Annotated in this window: 15 protein-coding genes; 8 read left to right on the plus strand and 7 right to left on the minus strand. The window is 73.6% G+C overall.

The genetic code is table 11. From position 1 onward, the window contains the following. Positions 1–23 precede the first annotated feature (23 nt). From pabB to ACF1A1_RS09845, 5 genes are read left to right on the plus strand one after another with little or no spacing between them, the layout of a single operon-like run. Entirely contained in the window at positions 24–2,393 is a 2,370-nt protein-coding gene (pabB, locus tag ACF1A1_RS09825) for an aminodeoxychorismate synthase component I (protein WP_391647299.1), read from the plus strand. Further along, positions 2,390–3,913 (plus strand): AMP-binding protein, encoded by a 1,524-nt coding sequence (locus tag ACF1A1_RS09830; RefSeq protein WP_391647301.1) that lies wholly within the window; start codon positions 2,390–2,392, stop codon positions 3,911–3,913. The genes pabB and ACF1A1_RS09830 overlap by 4 nt, the downstream gene beginning before the upstream one ends. Positions 3,914–3,947: 34 nt before the next feature. Next, positions 3,948–5,510, plus strand: a complete 1,563-nt coding sequence (locus tag ACF1A1_RS09835; RefSeq protein ID WP_391647303.1) for a class I adenylate-forming enzyme family protein — start codon at positions 3,948–3,950, stop codon at positions 5,508–5,510. Then, positions 5,507–6,703 carry an FAD-dependent monooxygenase gene (locus tag ACF1A1_RS09840; RefSeq protein ID WP_391647305.1) on the plus strand — a complete coding sequence of 399 codons (1,197 nt, stop codon included), beginning with the start codon at positions 5,507–5,509 and terminating at the stop codon, positions 6,701–6,703. The genes ACF1A1_RS09835 and ACF1A1_RS09840 overlap by 4 nt, the downstream gene beginning before the upstream one ends. Positions 6,704–6,746: 43 nt before the next feature. After that, positions 6,747–7,514, plus strand: a complete 768-nt coding sequence (locus ACF1A1_RS09845; RefSeq protein WP_391647307.1) for an aminotransferase class IV — start codon at positions 6,747–6,749, stop codon at positions 7,512–7,514. A gap of 166 nt (positions 7,515–7,680) precedes the next feature. Here the strand turns inward: ACF1A1_RS09845 and ACF1A1_RS09850 are convergent, their stop codons facing one another. Both ACF1A1_RS09850 and ACF1A1_RS09855 read right to left on the minus strand, forming a co-directional pair. Further along, positions 7,681–8,160, minus strand: coding sequence for a carboxymuconolactone decarboxylase family protein (locus ACF1A1_RS09850; RefSeq protein ID WP_391647309.1), 480 nt, complete (start codon positions 8,158–8,160; stop codon positions 7,681–7,683). A gap of 61 nt (positions 8,161–8,221) precedes the next feature. Further along, positions 8,222–9,643 (minus strand): PLP-dependent aminotransferase family protein, encoded by a 1,422-nt coding sequence (locus ACF1A1_RS09855; RefSeq protein ID WP_391647311.1) that lies wholly within the window; start codon positions 9,641–9,643, stop codon positions 8,222–8,224. 47 nt (positions 9,644–9,690) lie between these two features. On the opposite strand from ACF1A1_RS09855, the gene ACF1A1_RS09860 reads away from it, so the two are divergent. From ACF1A1_RS09860 to ACF1A1_RS09870, 3 genes are read left to right on the plus strand one after another with little or no spacing between them, the layout of a single operon-like run. Beyond that, positions 9,691–10,200 carry a carboxymuconolactone decarboxylase family protein gene (locus ACF1A1_RS09860; protein ID WP_391647313.1) on the plus strand — a complete coding sequence of 170 codons (510 nt, stop codon included), beginning with the start codon at positions 9,691–9,693 and terminating at the stop codon, positions 10,198–10,200. After that, positions 10,197–10,646, plus strand: coding sequence for a carboxymuconolactone decarboxylase family protein (locus ACF1A1_RS09865; RefSeq protein ID WP_391647315.1), 450 nt, complete (start codon positions 10,197–10,199; stop codon positions 10,644–10,646). The genes ACF1A1_RS09860 and ACF1A1_RS09865 overlap by 4 nt, the downstream gene beginning before the upstream one ends. Continuing rightward, positions 10,643–11,359: an isocitrate lyase/phosphoenolpyruvate mutase family protein gene (locus tag ACF1A1_RS09870; protein WP_391647317.1), complete on the plus strand. Its 717-nt coding sequence runs from the start codon at positions 10,643–10,645 to the stop codon at positions 11,357–11,359. The genes ACF1A1_RS09865 and ACF1A1_RS09870 overlap by 4 nt, the downstream gene beginning before the upstream one ends. Before the next feature lie 14 nt (positions 11,360–11,373). Here ACF1A1_RS09870 and ACF1A1_RS09875 read toward each other — a convergent pair whose 3' ends face one another. Genes ACF1A1_RS09875 through ACF1A1_RS09895 form a run of 5 tightly spaced genes read right to left on the minus strand, consistent with a single transcriptional unit; the run spans position 11,374 to position 18,488 of the window. Beyond that, a complete protein-coding gene (locus ACF1A1_RS09875; RefSeq protein WP_391647319.1) occupies positions 11,374–12,321 on the minus strand; it encodes an ABC transporter substrate-binding protein in 948 nt (315 codons plus the stop codon). A gap of 1 nt (position 12,322) precedes the next feature. Further along, positions 12,323–14,275, minus strand: a complete 1,953-nt coding sequence (locus ACF1A1_RS09880) for an ABC transporter permease (RefSeq protein WP_391647321.1) — start codon at positions 14,273–14,275, stop codon at positions 12,323–12,325. Next, the gene (locus ACF1A1_RS09885; RefSeq protein ID WP_391647323.1) at positions 14,275–15,360 is read right to left on the minus strand and encodes a glycine betaine/L-proline ABC transporter ATP-binding protein; all 1,086 of its coding nucleotides are present in this window, start codon (positions 15,358–15,360) and stop codon (positions 14,275–14,277) included. The genes ACF1A1_RS09880 and ACF1A1_RS09885 overlap by 1 nt, the downstream gene beginning before the upstream one ends. Next, on the minus strand, positions 15,357–16,913 hold the full coding sequence (locus tag ACF1A1_RS09890; protein WP_391647325.1) for a GMC family oxidoreductase: 1,557 nt from the start codon (positions 16,911–16,913) through the stop codon (positions 15,357–15,359). The genes ACF1A1_RS09885 and ACF1A1_RS09890 overlap by 4 nt, the downstream gene beginning before the upstream one ends. Before the next feature lie 54 nt (positions 16,914–16,967). Next, the gene (locus ACF1A1_RS09895) at positions 16,968–18,488 is read right to left on the minus strand and encodes an aldehyde dehydrogenase family protein (RefSeq protein WP_391647327.1); all 1,521 of its coding nucleotides are present in this window, start codon (positions 18,486–18,488) and stop codon (positions 16,968–16,970) included. Positions 18,489–18,614: the final 126 nt, after the last annotated feature.

Below are 18,614 nucleotides of genomic sequence, written 5' to 3' on the forward strand. Positions count from 1 at the left end.
AACGATCAGAGGGAGGTGGGCGGGTGAAGACCCTGCTCATCGACAATTACGACTCGTACACGTACAACCTGTGCCAGTTGATCGCCGAGGTCAACGGCGAGGAGCCGGTGGTGGTCCTCAATGACACCGCCGCCGACGCGATGCCGGATCTCACGGCGTTCGACAACGTCGTCGTGTCACCGGGGCCCGGGCACCCGGGCGAGGCGCGTGACTTCGGCATCGCCGCCAGGGTGCTGGCGGAGTCGCCGGTTCCCGTCCTCGGCGTCTGTCTGGGACACCAGGGCATCGCCCTCGGGGAACAGGGGCGGGTGGGGCCCGCCCCGGAACCCCGGCACGGGCACCTGTCGGCCGTCCGGCACGACGAACGGGACCTGTTCCAGGGCCTTCCGCAGCACTTCAGCGCGGTCCGCTACCACTCGCTGGCCGTGCGCGAGCCGCTGCCCGAGACCCTGGAGGCCACCGCCTGGGCCGAGGACGGCGTCCTGATGGGGCTGCGGCACCGCGACCGGCCGATCTGGGGGGTGCAGTTCCACCCCGAGTCCGTCCTCACCCAGTACGGCCACCGCATGCTCGTGAACTTCCGGAACCTCACGGCCGAGCGGGCCCGCAAGCCGCGTACCAAGAACACGGCGGTGCCCACGTCGGCCGTGAGCGCGCACCGCACCGGCGCCCGCCCCTCCGGGGCCGTCCCCCACGCCGTGCAGCCCGTCGCCGCCCCGCGGCCCGCGGCCCCCGTCTCGGCCCCGGTCGTCCCCCGCCCCCGCCGCGCCGGCGGGCCCGTCCACCGGCTGCACGTCCGCCGCCTCGCCACCGCGGTCGACGCGGAGGCCGCGTTCACGCGGATGTACGCGGACTCTCCCCGCGCCTTCTGGCTGGACAGCTCCCTGGTCGAGGCGGGCCGGTCGCGTTTCTCGTTCTTCGGCGACGACAGCGGTCCGCTCGCCGAGTTCGTGCGCTACGACGTCACCACGGGCCGCTGTGAGATCGAGCGGGCCGGACGACCGCCGCGGAAGGTCACGGCGAGCGTCTTCGACTACCTCAAACGGCAACTGGCGAACCGTCAGGTCGACGCGACGGGACTGCCGTTCGACTTCACCGGCGGCTACGTCGGGTACTTCGGCTACGAGACGAAGGCCGACTGCGGCTCACCGAACCGCCACCGGTCCCCCGTCCCGGACGCCTGCTGGCTGTTCGCCGACCGGCTGATCGCGGTGGACCACCAGGAGGGCTGCACCTACGCCGTGTGCCTCGCGGAGGACACCGCGCAGGCCGCGCGCCAGGCCACCGACTGGCTCGAGAGCACGCTGGCCCGGCTCGCCCGCGTGTCCGGCGAGCAGCCGCCGCTGCCCGCACCGGCCACAGCGGACCCCGGCGCCGCCGAGCCGTGGCTGGTGCGTGACCGGGCGACGTACCTCGCGGACATCGAGGCCTGCCGGCGGGAGCTGCGCGCGGGCACCAGCTACGAGGTCTGTCTCACCAACGCGGCCGTGCTGCCCGCCCCGTCCGACGCGTACGCGTTCTACCGGGTGCTGCGCCGCGTCAACCCGGCGCCGTACGCGGCCTTCCTGAGGTTCGGGGACCTGGACGTGGCCGGTTCGTCGCCGGAGCGCTTCCTGCGGATCGGGCGGGACGGCGTCGTCGAGGCCAGGCCCATCAAGGGCACCGCGCCCCGCGCCGCCGGGCCGGAGGAGGACGCCCGGCTCAGGGACGCGCTGGCGGCGGACGCCAAGACGCGCGCGGAGAACCTGATGATCGTCGATCTGCTCCGCAACGACCTGGGCCGGGTCTGCCGGACCGGGACGGTGCGGGTCTCCCGGCTGATGGCCACCGAGACGTACGCCACCGTGCACCAGCTCGTCTCCACGGTCGAGGGACGGCTGCGCGAGGGCACGGACCCGGTGGACTGCGTGCGCGCCTGCTTCCCCGGCGGTTCGATGACCGGTGCGCCGAAGCTGCGCACCATGGAGATCATCGACTCCCTGGAGACCGAGGCCCGCGGCGTCTACTCCGGTGCCCTCGGCTACCTGGGGTGCGGCGGCGGTGCGGACCTCAGCATCGTGATCCGTACGGCCGTCCTCGCCGACGGTCTGATGCACCTCGGCGCGGGCGGCGCGATCGTCCTCGACTCCGATCCGGCCGCGGAGTACGACGAGATGCTGCTGAAGACGGCCGCCCTCATGCGGGCCCACCAGGAGCACACGGCCTCCCGGGGCCGGCAGCAGCCGGAGCGGACCGCCGTCGCGAGGGGCGCCGTGCACCTCCGAGAGCGGGAGCGGGCGGCTGCCCCGGCGTCGACGGGCGCCCGCCGCCGGCGCACGGAACCGGGTGGGACCGCGCCCTCGGCCACCGGCGCCCCTCACCAGCCCGCCACCGTCGAGGAGCCCGCGCGATGACCTCCCCGCGGTCCACCCTGTCACCGGCCGGCACGGACAGCCCGGAGAACCTCGCGGCCCGGCTCACGGCGCTCGCCGACGCGCGCGGCTGGCACGGCCGCACCGCCTTCCACGTCGGCCACCGGACCTGGACCCACGGCGAGGTGCACGAGTTCGCGGCCCGCGCGGCCACCGTGCTCGCCGGGCACGGGGTGGGCCCGGGCGACCGGGTGCTGATCGCCCTGCCGGACGGCATCGCCTGGGTCGCGGCGTTCCTCGCCACCGCCCGTCTCGGTGCCGTCGCGGCGCCGGTCAACCCAGAACTCCCCGCGGACGACCACGCCTTCATGGCGGAGGACACCGAGGCCGTGCTGTGCGTGACGGGACCGGGCCTGGAGGACCGGTTCGCCGGGCGGGCCCGCCTCGGCGCCGATCAGCTGGTGGCGCTCGCGGCCACCGCCGAACCGGCCGCGGCCCACCCGGTCGACGCGGCCGCTCCCCTGTACGTGCAGTACACGTCCGGGACGACGGGCCGTCCCAAGGGCGCCGTGCACAGGCACGGCGACCCGGGGACGTACCACGACCTCATCGGCCGGCGGCTGCTGCGGATCACCGCGGACGACGTCACCCTGTCGGTGTCGAAGCTGTACTTCGCCTACGGCTTCGGCAACGCCTTCGTCTTCCCGCTCTTCTCCGGTTCCTCCGCCGTGCTGACGGGCCGGCGCCCCACGCCGGCCGCCGTCGACGAGCTCGTCGCCCGGCACCGGGTGACCCTGCTCTACTCCGTGCCGTCCGCGTTCGCCGCCCTGGTGACCGACCGGGGCAGCGGCCACGAGGCCTGCTTCGCCTCGGTGCGCGCGGCGGTGTCGGCCGGCGAGGGCATGCCGGACGGGCTCTCCCGGCAGGTCACCGAGGTGCTCGGGGCTCCGGTGCTGGAGCAGATCGGCTCCACCGAGGCCGGTCACGCCTTCTGCGCCAACGGCGTCGAGCACAACCGTCCGGGCACCGTCGGCCGCCCCGTGCCCGGCTTCGAGGTGGAGCTGCGCGACCGGGACGGGCACCCCGTGCCGGACGGCGCGGAGGGCGAGATGTGGGTGCGCGGGCCGACGGTGACGCCCGGCTACCTCAACCGGCCCGAGGAGACGCGGCGCGCCCTGGCCGGCGGCTGGCTGGCCACCCGCGACCGGGCGCGCCGCGAACCGGACGGCACCTACCGGCACCTGGGCCGCGCCGACGACATGGAGATGGTCGGCGGCATCACCGTCTCCCCGCTGGAGGTGGAGGCCGTGCTGCGCACGCATCCGGCGGTGCGGGAGGTCGCGGTCGCGGCCGTGACCGAGGGACCGGGCATCAGCAGACTGCGCGCCTTCGTGGTGCCCGTCGCGCCCGTGGGAAACGGTCTGGAGGCCGACCTCCTCGGCCTCGCGCGGGAGCACCTCGCCGCCTTCAAAGTCCCCCGGAGCGTCAGCTTCGTCCCGTCCCTGCCCCGCACCCCCACCGGCAAGCTCCGCCGCCACCTGGTGCGCCAGGGCGCGTGGTGACCCCATGAGAGACACGAGAGAAAGGAAGGGGACCATGCCACAGCAGCAGTCCCTCCTCGCCGGCCGCGGCTTCTGTCTCGGACCGCTGTTCCGCCGGGCCGCCGACCGGCACGGAGCCGTCTTCGTCACCCTGGACCGGCCCCTGGACGTCCGCCCCGACCTGGGGACCGACCTCGACTACCGGGTCCTGGCCGAGGTGGTCGAGGAGCTGTCGGGACGGCTGTGGGAAGCGGGGGTACGGCCCTCGGAGCGGGTGGTCGTGCACAAGACGGACAACGTCGACATCGTCCTGCTGGCCTGCGCCGTCTCCCGCATCGGTGCCGTCCCCGTCCTGCTGTCCCCGGCCCTGGCCGGCCCCGTGGTCGCCGAGCTGCTCGAACGGCTGGACCGGCCCTGGCTGGTCACCGACGGCGCCAAGCTGGACGGGCCGCTGAAGGACGTGGGCGCGCTGGTGCGGCGGACGCTGTCGGTGGACGACGCCCCCGGCGCCGAACCCCTGGAGAAGTACGCCGGCGCACGACCTCCCGCGCCCGTACGCCTGCACCCCCGCGAACCCGCCCTGATCACGCACAGCTCGGGCACCACGGGCGTCCCCAAGCTCGCCGTGCACAGCGCCCACACCATGTGGAACCGGCTCGTACCGCAGAAGGCGATGGGCTGGCCCACCCGGGGCGAGACGGCGGCGCTGCACATGTCCTTCGTGCACTCGCGCTTCTACCACCTGCTCGGCGTCCTGCTGCACTTCGGCAGCCCGCTCCTGCTGATCACCGACCCCGACCCGGCCTCGGTGGGTCCGCTGCTGGTCCGGCACCGCCCCGGCATCGTCGAGACGCACCCCAACACCTTCGTGCTGTGGGAGGAGCTGGCCGAGGCGCCCGGCGCCCCGCTGTCCCGGGTCCGGTCGTACGGCTCCACGTTCGACGCGATCCACCCGCGCACCGTACGGCGGCTGCTGGGCGCCTCGCGGCGGCGCGCGCCCTGGCTGATCCAGCTGTACGGGCAGAGCGAGACCGGCCCGGTCGCGGTCCAGTGGTTCACCCGGCGTGGCGCGGCCCGCGCGGACGGCCGCCGGGTGGGGATCGGGATACCGGGCTTCACCCGGGTCCGGGTCACCGACCCCGACGGCCGGCGGGTCGCGCCCGGTACGCCCGGCCGGATCGAGGCCCGTACCCGGGGCCGGATCCTCACCTACCTCGGCGACCACGAGCGCTATCAGCGCCAGGTGGACGACGGGTGGTGGCAGATGGGCGACATGGGCTACCGCAGCCGGCTGGGCGTGCTGCACCTGATCGACCGGGAGATCGACCGGATCGACTCGGTGCACAGCAACCTGGAGGTCGAGGACACGCTGATGTCCCGTCTGGAGGAGCTGCGCGAGGTCGTCATCGTGCCCGGCGCGGACCGCGAGCCGGTGCCCGTGGTGTGCGTCCGGGGCGAGCGGCCCCTGGACCCGGAGCGGTGGCGGGAGGCCACCGCCGATCTGCCCGCGATGGCCGAGCCGCGGCAGTGGCGGTTCGCGGACCTGCCGATGACCGCCACGTGGAAGGTGAAGCGGGTGGAGCTCACCCGCATGCTGTCCGGGAGTGCCCGCGTATGAGCGAGGTCATCGTCGTCGGCGCCGGCCCGGTCGGCCTGTCGGCGGCGCTCGGGCTGCGGGCGCACGGGCTGGGCGTGGTGCTGCTGGAGGCGGATGCCGAGGACCGGGTGCGGCCGGGCAGCCGGGCCCTGTTCGTGCACCGGGAGAGTCTGCGCCTGCTCGACGGCATGCGGCCGGGGCTGGCCGCCGAGATCACGTCGTACGGGCGGACCTGGCAGACCCGGCGCACCCTGTACCGGGGCCGCGAGGTCTACGCCCGGACCCTCCCGCTCCCGCCCGGGCCGCCGCCGTTCACCAGCCTGCGTCAGGTGGACACCGAGCGCTTTCTGCGCGCGGCCTGCGAGCGGGCCGGGGTGGAGTTCGTGTGGGGGGCCCGCGTCACGGGCGTCCGTGCCACGGGGACCGATGTGACGGTGACCGCCGAGGACGGGCGGGTGTGGACCGGCGCGTACGTGGTCGGCGCGGACGGTGCCCGCTCGGCGGTCCGGCGGGAGCTGGGCATCGCGATGGAGGGCGGGCACGGCGAGGGCTTCCACGTCGTCGTGGACGTCGCCGACCGGCCGGGCGCCGAACTTCCCCTGGAGCGGGTCTTCCACTACGAGCATCCCGGTCTCGGCGGCCGCAGCGTCATGCGGGTGCCGTTCACCGGTGGTTTCCAGGTCGATCTGCAGTGCCGGGACGACGACCCCCGGGAGGCGTACGGCACCGAGGAGGCCGTACGGGAGTGGCTGCCGGCGGTCGTGGGGGACGGTTACGGCGACCGGATCCTGTGGGTGTCCACGTACCGCTTCGTGCGCAAGGTCGCCGCCTCGTTCACCGACGCGCACCGCCGTGTGCTGCTCGTCGGCGAAGCGGCGCATCTGTTCCCGCCGTTCGGAGCGCGCGGCATGAACAGCGGAATCGCCGACGCGGCAGCGGCAGCGGGGGCCGTCGCGGCGGAGGCGGCCGGTGTGGGAGGGGCGGCGGGGGCGGTCGCCGGGTTCGCCGAGGTGCGGCGGGCGGCGGCCCTGTTCAACAGCGCGGCCGCGGGCGCCGCGCTGGACCACCTGCGGCCGCGGCGCCGGATCGTACGGGTCAAGCAGCGTGTGGCGGCGGCCCTGGCGCCCGTGCTGCCGTGGTGCGGCTCGTGGCTGGAGCACGCTCCGTACGGGCCCCGGCACGGGGCACCGGCCGGGGCGGGCGGGAAGTACTGAGGAGGAACTGGTGGAGACACGATCGGTGGTTGCGGAAGGTCCGTTGACGTGGACGCCGGGCTCCGGCCTGACGCCGGCCGCGACGGGCGACGGTGGGCGGCTCGTCGTCGCGGACTCGTGGCTTGTGCGTGATGGCCGGGTGCGGGCGTACGGGCGGCACCGGGAACGGTTCCTGCGGGCCTGCGCGGAGTGCGGCGGGCCGCAGCCGCGGCATCTCGTCGGGTTCTGGCAGGACGTGACCGCCGCCCTGCCGCGCACGGGTGCCTGGTTCCCCCGGGTGGAACTCGCGGCGGACACCCTGGAGTTGCGGCTGCTGTTGCGGCACGCTCCGCCACTGGCCACCGGGGTGCGGGTGTGGGCGGCGGGGCAGCTCGATCCGCGGGCCGTCCCCCGCCGCAAGGGCCCGGACCTCGACACCCTGGCGGGGGTCCGGCGCCGGGCGTCCGGCGAGGGCGCGGAGGAGGCGGTGCTGATCGCGCCCTCGGGGGTGGTGCTGGAGGCGGCCACCGCGAGCATCCTGTGGTGGGAGGACGACACCTTGTGCCTGCCCCCGCCGCGACTGCCCCTGCTGCCCGGGGTGACCGTCGGGCTCGTCCAGGAACGCGCGCTGCGGCTGGGCATCCGGATCGCGCACCGCGAGCGGACCGTGGCCGAGCTGGACGGCCGGGAGGTGTGGCTGGTCAACGCCCTGCACGGCATCCGGCCCGTGACGGGGTGGACGGGACGGCCGATGGACGCGGGGCCGGTCGTGCACGGGCGGGAGTGGCGGAACTGGCTCGACGGCATCATGGAGCCGCTGCCGATCGGCTGAATTCCGTCGACTGATTCAACCGAAGCAACCGAATCGCCAGAATCAACTCCACCAACTCCACCAACTCGATCGACTCAATGGACTCAATGGACTCGATCGGCTGAATTGCCCAGGGCGGCGCCGGGTCGATCCGCATACGACCCGGCGCCCTTTCCGCTGCCTCGACTCAGTTTTCCGTCTGCTGCTTCGGGACCATGCGCGTCGCGATGGCGATCCGGTTGTAGGCGTTGATGACGGTGGCCGCCCAGATGAGCGCCGCGACCTGTTCCTCGTCGAAGACCGACGCCGCCTCGGCGTAGACCTCGTCCGGGACGCGGCCGTCGTGCACCAGGGTCACCGCCTCGGTCAACGCCAGGGCGGCGCGCTCGCGTTCGGTGAAGAAGGGCGTCTCCCGCCAGGCGTTCAGGGTGTACAGGCGCTGCTCGGTCTCGCCCTGGGCGCGGGCGTCCCTGGTGTGCAGGTCGAGGCAGAACGCGCAGCCGTTGATCTGGGAGGCGCGGATCCTGACCAGTTCCAGGATTTCGGGTTCAATTTTGGCGTCCTGCGCCGCGGAAACGGCGGCGGCGTGCAGGGAGCCCATTGCCGCGGACACCTCGGGGGTTTTCTGCTTGAGGGCCACACGGGATATGGAATCGCTTTTACTCATGGGGCGACTCTATCCGCGGAACCGTTATCCGGTGGGGAGAACGGCGGGGAAAACGGCGTGATTATTCGGGCAGCGCCGCGCACAACGCGTCCAGGGCCCCGGTCCACGCGTGCTCCGGGGGTGTCCCGTACCCGACCACGAGGGCCTCCATCGGCTCGACGACCGCGTCGGCGTGGCGGTAGCGGCCGATGCCGTCGACCGCCAGGTCCTGCCAGACGGCTGCCCGGAGCACTTGGCGCTCGGTGCCGGGCGGCAGCCGCAGCACGGCGTGCAGTCCGGCCGCGATGCCGGTGGCCCGCACGCCGGGAGCGCGCTCGGCGACGGCGGCGACGAGGGCGTCGCGGCGGCGGCGGTACCGCAGGCGCGCCGAGCGGACGTGGCGGTCGTAGGCGCCGGAGACGATGAACTCGGCCAGCGTCAGCTGGTCCAGGACGCCACAGGTGTCGATGCCGCCCTTGGCCCGCGCGACCTCCTCGGCGAGCCCGGGTGGCAGCACCATCCAGGCCAGCCGCAGGCCGGGGGCGAGGGACTTGCTGGCGGTGCCCAGGTAGACGACGCGGTCGGGATCGAGGCCCTGGAGGGCGCCGACGGGCTGGCGGTCGTAGCGGAACTCGCCGTCGTAGTCGTCCTCCAGGACCAGCCCGCCGGTGCGCCGCGCCCAGTCCACGACGGCCGCCCGCCGGTCGCGGTGCAGGGGCACGCCCATCGGGAACTGGTGGGCGGGGGTGAGGAGGACGGCGCCCTCGTCCGTCAGCGGCGCGGGATCCGTGCCCAGGTGGTCGAAGGGCAGCGGGACGGTGCGCAGCCCGGACCGGTTCAGCAGCGACCAGTGGGCGTCGAGGCCGTACGACTCGACGGCGACCGTGCGGACACCGCGCGCCCGCAGGGCCGTGCCGAGCATCGTCAGGCCGTGCGCGAACCCGGCGCACACCGCGATCCGTTCGGGGTCGGCGCGCACGCCCCGGGCCCGGGAGAGATAGCCGGCGAGCGCGGTGCGCAGTTCGGGACGGCCGCGCGGGTCGCCGTAGCCGAACGCGTCGTAGGGGGCCGCGTCGAGGGCGCGGCGGGTCGCCTTGGCCCACTGCGTGCGCGGGAAGGAGGAGAGGTCGGGAAAGCCGGGGCGCAGGTCGTGGGCGGGCCGGGCGGGGGTACGCGGACGCGGTGCGGGGCCGTCCGGCGGGACGGCGGTCCTCCCCCGCTGCCCGGAGGGCGTGGGGGACGCCCCCATGGCGACCCTCGTCCCGGAGCCCTGCCGGGCGGTGAGCCAGCCCTCGGCGACCAGGTCGGCGTAGGCGTCGGCGACCGTGTTGCGGGCGATGCCGAGGTCCGCGGCGAGCGTGCGGGAGGAGGGCAGCCGGGTGCCGGGGGCGAGGCGCCCGCTGCGGACCGCCTCGCGCAGGGCGTCGGTCAGGCCCCGGCGCAGTCCGGGACCGGTCGGTTCCAGGTGCAGGTCGACGCCCAGAGTGGCCCATGATTCCGCCATGGAAATGGACCATACCCGTGGGCTGCCTCGCTCCTAGGGTCGAGGGCATGACGACGAACGACGCCACCTTGACGACCGTGGAGTACGCCCCCGAGCACACCCCCCGCCTGGCCTGGGCCGAGCTGGCCCCCGAGGTGTTCAAGGCGATGATCCGGCTGGACGCCGCCGCCCGGAAGGGCCTCGACCCGAGGCTGCTGGAGCTGGTGAAGATCCGTGCCTCGCAGATCAACCGGTGCGCGCTCTGCGTCGACATGCACAGCAAGGACGCGCTCGCGGCGGGCGAGAGCGTCGAGCGGATCATCCAGCTCAGCGCGTGGGAGGAGTCCGAACACTTCTACACCGGGCGGGAGCTGGCGGCGCTGGCGCTGACGGAGGCGGTGACCGTCCTGACGGACGGGTTCGTGCCGGACGCGGTGTACGAGAGGGCGGCCGGGCACTTCGCGGAGGACGAGCTGGCGCAACTGATCGCCGCGATCACGGTGATCAACGCGTGGAACCGGTTCGGCGTGACCTGCCGCCTGGTGCCGGGGCACTACGAGCCGGGGCAGCACACGTGACGGCGACGCGTACCACGCGGCTGGACCCGGCCGTCGGACGGGCCATGTCCGCGCTCAGTGCCGCCGCGAAGAGGGGGCTCGGCGACCCCGCGCTCGCCGAGCTCGTCGTGATCCGGGCCTCGCAGATCAACCACTGCGCCTTCTGCCTCGACATGCACCTCGCCATCGCCCGTGAGCACGGGGTGGGCGAGCAGCAGCTCGGCCTGCTGAGCGCCTGGGAGGAGGCCGGGGACGTCTACGACGAGCGGGAGCGGGCCGCGCTCGCGCTGACGGAGGCGGTGACGGTCCTGACCGACGGTTTCGTGCCCGACGAGCTGTACGAGAACGCCGCCCGGCACTTCGACGACGTCCGGCTCGCCCACCTCGTCGGCCTGATCACCGCCATCAACAACTGGAACCGGCTGATGGTCGGCCGCCGCATCCCACCGGGGGGTCACCAGCCGTGAACAAGGTCGAGGTCTTCCGTGCGCTGCACCGCCGCCCCTCCCCCGAAAAGCCGCTGGTCCTGCCCGGCCCCTGGGACGCGGCCAGTGCGCGCGTCCTGGCCGACGCCGGTTTCCCGGCGCTGGCCACGCCGAGCGCCGGGGTCGCCGCCTCCCTCGGCTACGCGGACGGGCGGACCCCGGCGGACGAGATGTTCGCGGCGGTCGCGCGGATCGCCCGGTCCGTGGACGTGCCGGTGTCGGCGGACGTCGAGGACGGTTACGGCCTGCCGCCGAAGGAGCTGGTCGGGCGGCTGCTGGAGGCGGGCGTCGTGGGGTGCAACCTCGAGGACTCCGACGGGGGTGTCCTCAAGGACGCGCGGGCCCACGCCGACTGGCTCGCCGAGGTGCGCTCGGCGGCCGCCGGCGAGCTCTTCGTGAACGCGCGCATCGACACCTTCGCCCTGGGTGTCACCGATCCCGGACGGGTCATCGAACGGGCCGCGCTCTACGTCGCCGCCGGCGCCGACTGCGTGTACCCGATCAAGGCCCCGGTCGCCGTACTGCCGTTGCTGCGGTCCGGGATCCAGGGGCCGTTGAACGTGTTCGCGAGGCTGGGCGAGGGCCCCTCGCCCGCCGAACTCGGCGCACTCGGGGCCACCCGCGTCACGTTCGGGCCGGGTCTTCAACGCCGGGCCGCCGCTGTCCTCGGCGACATCGCCGGGGAGCTGCGGTAGCGGGAGTCAGGCGCTCAGGACAGCCACGCGCGCCACGTCGACTCGTGGCTGTCCACCCACTTCCTCGCCGCCTCCTCGGGGGTGAGCTTCTGGTCGGCGATCATCAGGGAGACCTCGTTCTGGTCCTCGGTGGTCCACCGGAACTTCTTCAGGAAGGCGGCCGCCCTGCCGCCGGTCCTCGCGAAGTCCGCGTTGAGGTACTTCTCCAGCGGGGTGTGCGGATAGGCGCAGGCGACCTTCTCCGGGTCGGCGTCGCAGCCCTCCTTGTAGGCGGGCAGCCGGACCTCCGTCATCGGGACCTTCTCGAACAGCCACTGGGGGGAGTACCAGTACGTCAGGAAGGGCTTCTTCTCCTTGGCGAACTGCCTGATCTGCGTGATCTGGGCGGCCTCCGAGCCGGCGAACACCACCTGGTAGTCCAGCTTCAGGTTCTTCACCAGGGCCTTGTCGTTGGTGACGTAGGACGGGGAGCCGTCCATCAGCTGGCCCTTGCTGCCGCTCTCGGCGGTGCGGAAGAGCGGCGCGTACTTGTTGAGGTTCTTCCAGTCGGTGATGTCCGGGTGCTGCTTGACCAGGTAGGTGGGGACGTACCAGCCGATGTGCCCGGTCACGCCGAGTTCGCCGCCGCGCGCGATGGTCTTCTTGTCGTCGACGTAGCGCTGCTCCTGCTCGGGGTGGCCCCAGTCCTCCATGATGGCGTCGACGCGGCCCTGGCTGAGCGCGTCCCAGGCGGGGACCTCGTCGACCTGGACGGTGTCGACGCGGTAGCCCAGCTCGTGCTCCAGCAGGTACTGGGCCACGGCCACGTTGGCCTGCGCGCCCACCCAGGACTGGACGGACAGGGTCACCGTCCTGGAGCCCTGCGCGTTGGCGAAGGGTGAGGCCTGCTTGGTCATGTCGGCGGCGCCGCAACCGGTCAGCAGCACCAGGCCCGCCGCTACAGCGGTCGTACGAAGTCGCATGTCACGCTCCCTTCTTCGCGCGCCGGCCGGCCGGCTGGGTCACCCGGTCGAGCATCAGGCCGAGGCAGACGATCGCGGCGCCGGCCACCAGACCGGTCGCGAGGTCGCCCTGGGCGAGGCCGAAGACGACGTCGTAGCCGAGGGCGCCGCCGCCGACCAGGCCGCCGATGATGACGACGGCGAGGACCAGCACCACGCCCTGGTTCAGGGCCAGCAGCAGCGCCGGCCGGGCGAGCGGGAGCTGTACCTGACGCAGTTGCTGGCCGCCGGTCGCGCCGAGCGAGCGCGCCGACTCCAGGGCGGCCGGGTCGACCTGGCGCAGGCCCTGGGTGGTGATGCGGACGACGGCGGGCAGGGCGTAGACGACGGCCGCGGCGACGGCGGGGGCCCGGCCCACCCCGAACAGCGCGACGACCGGGATCAGGTACACGAACTGCGGCATCGTCTGGCAGACGTCCAGGACGGGACGGAGCATCCGCTCGAAGCGGTCGTTGCGCGCCGCCGCGATCCCGGTCGCGAAGCCCAGGACGAGGGTGACGGCGACGGCGGCGAGCACCTGGGACAACGTGTCCAGGGACGGCTGCCACACGCCGAGCACGCCGATCGCGGCCATGGCGAGGACGGCGGTGAGCGCGGTGCGCCAGGTGCCGATCAGCCAGGCCGACGCGGCCACCAGCAGCAGCACCGCCCACCAGGGCAGCCACTGGAGGCCGTCGCGGACGGGGTCGAGGACCCAGGTGGTGAAGTGGCCCGCCCAGTCGGCGGTGCCGCCGACGACGGGGACGCCGGAGTAGAGGTGGTCGGTCATCCAGTCGACGACACGGTTGACCGGCTCGGCGATGGCGACCGTCCAGGCGTCGGGCCAGTCCAGCCGGCCGGCCAGACGGCCCGCGAGGCCCACGGCGACGGTGCCGAGCAGGACGTACAGCCAGTACGTGGGCCGCCGGTGGGCTCCCGGGTCGCCGTCGTCGAGCCGCCCGGCCGCGGCCGTCACCCGGTCCAGGACGACCGCGAGCAGCACGATCGGGATGCCGGCCGCGAGGGCCGCGCCCACGTCGACCGAGGCCAGCGCCTGGTAGACGCGGTCACCGAGGCCGCCCGCGCCGATCACGGAGGCGATGACCGCCATCGACAGCGCCATCATGATCGTCTGGTTGAGGCCGAGGAGGAGTTCCCTGCGGGCCAGCGGGATGCGGGCGGTCAGCAGGCGCTGGCGCGCGGTGGCGCCGAGCGACTCGACGGCTTCCAGGACCTCCTTGTCGGCGCCGCGCAGGCCGAGCGCGGTGAGGCGGGCCATGGGCGGGGCGGCGTAGACGACGGTGGCCAGCACGGCCGCCGGGACGCCGATGCCGAAGACCAGGACGACGGGGAGGAGATAGGCGAACGCCGGCAGCACCTGCATGGTGTCCAGCACCGGGCGCAGGGCGCGGTCCATGCGGTCGGACAGGCCGGCGGCGAGGCCGAGGAGCGCGCCCACGACGACGGAGGCGAGGACCGCGACGGCCATCAGGGCGAGCGTCTGCATCGTCGGCACCCACATGCCGAGCAGGCCGCAGGCCAGGAACGCGGCGGCCGTGCCCGCCGCGAGCCGCGCCCCGGCGACCCGCCAGGCGACGAGCGCGCCGAGCACCGTGACGCCGGCCCAGCCCGCGGCGAGCAGGAACAGGTAGACGCCGCGTACGGAGAGGACGACGGCGTTGCTGACGTGGCCGAGGAAGTAGAGGAACAGGGGGTGGCTGTCCCGGTTGTCGATGATCCAGTCGCTGGTCCGGGCGAGGGGGCCGGACAGGTCGACGGTGAGGGCGTCCGGCCAGGCGGCGCCGCCCCAGCGGGCGTTGGCGACGGGTACGAGGACCGCCGCGGCGACCGCGAGCAGCAGGAGCTTGTGGACGGCGCGGTGTTTCAGGAAGCCGGGCAGGGAGACCCTGAGGGCGGGAGCGGTGACGGTGGCCATCAGACCGCCTCCTTGCGGGGCTCCGTTCCGGCAGCCACGGTGTCACCGGGCTGTGTTCCGGCGACGACTCCGAGGAGTGCATCCGAGTCCACCACGCCCACGCAGCGGCCCTTGTCCACCACGCGGGCCGGGGTGCCCGCCCTCGCCACCGCCTCGATGGCCTGGGAGACCGTGGCGTCGGGGGAGACCGCCGGGCCGGTGGCCGCTTCCTCCGGGGAGGGGTGGCGCATGGCGGTGCGGACGGTCATGACCTGTTCGCGGGGGACGTCGCGGACGAACTCGCGGACGTAGTCGTCGGCGGGGGAGCCGACGATCTCCTCGGGGGTGCCCAGCTGGACGACCCGCCCGTCGCGCATCAGGGCGATGCGGTCGCCGAGCTTGAGCGCCTCGTTGAGGTCGTGGGTGATGAAGACCATGGTGCGGCCCTCCTCGCGGTGGAGGCGGACCACCTCCTCCTGCATGTCCCGCCGGATGAGCGGGTCGAGCGCGCTGAACGGCTCGTCGAACAGGAGCACCTCGGGGTCGACGGCCAGGGCGCGGGCGAGGCCCACCCGCTGGCGCTGGCCGCCGGACAGCTGGCCGGGGCGGCGCTGCTCCATGCCCTCCAGGCCGACCTTGGCGACGACCTCGCCGGCGCGCGCCCGGCGTTCGGACCTGCCGACGCCCTGGATCTCCAGGCCGTAGGCGACGTTGTCGAGGACCGTCCGGTGCGGGAGGAGACCGAAGTGCTGGAAGACCATGGCGGCACGGTGGCGGCGCAGTTCGCGCAGCCGGGTGCGGTCCATGGCGCGGACGTCCTCGCCGTCGACGGCGATCGTGCCGGCCGTCGGCTCGATCAGCCGGGTCAGACAGCGCACCAGCGTGGACTTGCCCGAGCCGGACAGGCCCATGACGACGAAGACCTCGCCCCGGCGCACGTCGAAGGAGACGTCGCGGACGGCGGCCGTGCAGCCGGTGCGGGAGCGGAGTTCGGCGGCCGGGAGGGCGGCCAGCTCGGGGTCGGCCGGGACGCGTTCGGGTTTCGGGCCGAAGACCTTCCACAGGCCCTCGACGGAGAACACCGGGGAGTCGGGGATCGTGGTCATCGCGCGCCACCCCCGATCAGGTCGGCGGACCGTTCCCCGATCAGGTCGACCGCCCGCTCCCCGACCATCAGCACCCCGATCATCGGGTTCACGGCGGTCATGGTCGGGAACACGGAGGCGTCGGCGACACGGAGGCCCTCCAGGCCGCGCACGCGCAACCGCGGGTCCACCACGGCCAGTTCGTCGTCCGCCGCACCCATGCGGCAGGTGCCCGCCGGGTGGTACACGGTGTGCGCGACCTTGCGGGCGTACTCGCTCAGCTCCTCGTCACCGGTGACGTCCGGGCCGGGGCACACCTCGCGCTTCAGCCAGCCGGCCAGCGGCTCGGTGGCGGCGACCCGGCGGGCGATGCGGATCCCGTCGACGAGGGTGCGGCCGTCGTAGTCGTCCTCGTCGGTGAAGTAGCGGAAGTCGAGGGCGGGCTTGACGGACGGGTCGGCGCTGGTCAGGTACAGCCGGCCGCGGCTCTTCGGCTTGGGGATGTTCGGGGTCATGGAGACGCCGAACCGCGGCCGCTCGTAGCCGAGGCGCTCCGGGTTGTCCGTGAAGGGGATCTGGTAGAAGTGGAACATCAGGTCGGGGCCCGCGTGTTCGGGGTCGCGGCGCACGAAGAGACCCGCGTCGGAGTCCATCGCGGAGTTCTCGGGGATGGGGCCGTGGGTCTCCCAGACGATCACGGACTCGGGGTGGTCCAGGAGGTTCTCGCCGACGCCGGGCAGGTCGTGGACGACGGGGATGCCGAGCGCTTCCAGGTCGGCCTTGGGGCCGATGCCGGAGTGCAGCAGCAGACGGGGTGAGTCGACGGCGCCCGCGCACAGCACGACCTCGTTCCGGGCCCGGACCAGGAACTCCTCGCCGTCCTTGGCGCGGACGTGCACGCCCCGCGCCCTGGTGCCGTCCAGCTCCAGCCGGTACGCCCAGGTCTCCAGGAGGACCCGGAGGTTGGGGCGCTCGTCCATCACCGGGTGCAGGTAGGCCACCGAGGCCGACGACCGCTTGTTGTCCTCGGGGTGGTAGGCGAGGTCGAAGAAGCCGACGCCGTCGTCGAACGGCCGCTGGTTGAAGCCCTCGACGCGGGGGACGCCGAGGGCGGTGCGCGCCGCGTCGACGAAGTCGCGGGCGATGGCGTTCCGGTCCTTCTCGTCGACGGGGACGATGTTGTTCAGGAGGCGGGCGTAGTACGCCTCCATGGAGACCGCGCCCCAGCCCTCGGCGCCGGCCGCCTCCCACTCGTCCCAGTCGGACGGGAGCGGCTTGAAGGCGATGAGGGTGTTGTGGGAGGAACAGCCGCCGAGGACGCGGGCGCGGCTGTGCCGGATGTGGGAGTTGCCGCGCGGCTGCTCGGTGGTCGGGTAGTCGTAGTCCAGCTCACCGCCGAGCAGGCCCATCCAGCGGCGCAGGGTGAGCACGTCGTCGCGGCCGACGTCGCTGGGGCCGCCCTCGACGACGGCGACCGTGACGTCGGGGTTCTCGGTGAGACGGGAGGCTATGACGGAGCCGGCGGTGCCGCCGCCGATCACGACATAGTCGTAGACGTGGTTGTTCTGGGACATGGGGGGAACTCCAGGTGGGGCCGGCGCAGGGCGAGGTGAGGGGAGACGTGGGGGTCAGCCGGCGAACCAGCGGACCGGCTTCGGGGCGAGGTTCTGGTAGACGTGCTTGGTCTCGCGGTACTCGGCGAGTCCGGAGGGGCCCAGTTCGCGGCCCACTCCGCTCTTGCCGAAGCCGCCCCACTCCGCCTGCGGGAGGTAGGGGTGGAAGTCGTTGATCCAGACGGTGCCGTGGCGCAGGCGGCCGGCGACCCGGCGGGCGCGGCCCGCGTCGGCGGTCCAGACGGCGCCCGCGAGGCCGTACTCGGTGTCGTTGGCGAGCGTCACCGCCTCGTCCTCCGTGCGGAAGGTCTCGACGGTGAGCACCGGGCCGAAGACCTCCTCGCGGACCACCCTCATCTCGCGGTGGCAGTGGTCGAGGACGGTCGGCTCGTAGAAGTAGCCGTTCGCGGGCCGTTGCGCGCAGGGTTCGGGGCGCCTGCCGCCGGAGCGCAGCACCGCGCCCTCCTCGAGGGCGGACTCGACGTACGCCTCGACCTTGGCGCGCTGCTGCTCGGAGACGAGCGGTCCGCACTCGACGCCGTCCTCCGTGCCGCGCCCGAGGCGGATACGGCCGGCCCGGCGGGCGAGTTCGGCGACGAAGCGGTCCCGGACGGACTCCTCGACGATCAGGCGGGCGCCCGCCGAGCAGACCTGACCGCTGTGGATGAAGGCCGCGTTGAGGGCCTGGTCGACGGCGGTGTCGAAGCCCTCCTCCGTGGCGCAGGCGTCGGCGAAGACGACGTTGGGGTTCTTGCCGCCGAGTTCGAGGGCGACCTTCTTGACGGTCGGGGCGGCCGCCTGGGCGACCTTGGTGCCGCTGATCAGGCCGCCGGTGAAGGAGACGAGGTCGACGTCGGGGTGCTCGGCGAGGCGGGCTCCGACGGAGTGCCCGGGCCCGGTGACGATGTTGGCCACCCCGGCGGGCAGCCCCGCCTCGGCCAGCAGGTCGAGGAGCGCGATCGTGGTCAGGGGGGTGATCTCGCTCGGCTTGACGACGAAGGTGTTGCCGGCGGCGAGGGCGGGCGCGATCTTCCAACTGGCCTGGAGCAGGGGGTAGTTCCAGGGCGTGATCAGCGCGCAGACGCCGACCGGCTCGTGCACGACGACGCTGTGGACGTCGGGCGAGCCGGCGTCGACGACCCGGCCGGGGGCCTCGGCGGCGACGAGGTCGGCGAAGTAGCGGAAGGCGTCGGCGACGCAGTCGATGTCGACGCGGCCCTCCTCGACGGTCTTGCCGGCGTCGCGGCTCTCCAGCAGCCCGAGCCGCTCACGGTCGCGGGTGAGGAGGTCGGCGACGCGGCGCAGGAGGGCGGCCCGGTCGGCGGCCGGGGTGTGGGGCCACGGGCCGTGGTCGAAGGCCCGGCGGGCCGCCGCGACCGCCAGGTCGGTGTCCTTCTCGTCACCCTCCGCGACCACGGCGAACGGCAGGGCGTCCGCGGGGTCGAGGATCTCGCGCGTGGCGCCGGATACGGCTTCGCGCCATTCCCCGTCCACGTGGATGGTCTTCCGCGCCTGGAGTTCCGCTGTGTCCGCCATGATCGGGTTCTGCCTTCCGTTCCTGTTCAGTCCCCCTGTGTCACAGGCGTGTCACGCACCGGCGACCGGGAGCACCTTCCCTCGGGCCTCGATTGCATGCGCAATCGGTGGCTGAAAGTGCGCCGC

It is taken from the genome of Streptomyces sp. NPDC014995, assembly GCF_043080745.1.
Lineage (GTDB): Bacteria > Actinomycetota > Actinomycetes > Streptomycetales > Streptomycetaceae > Streptomyces.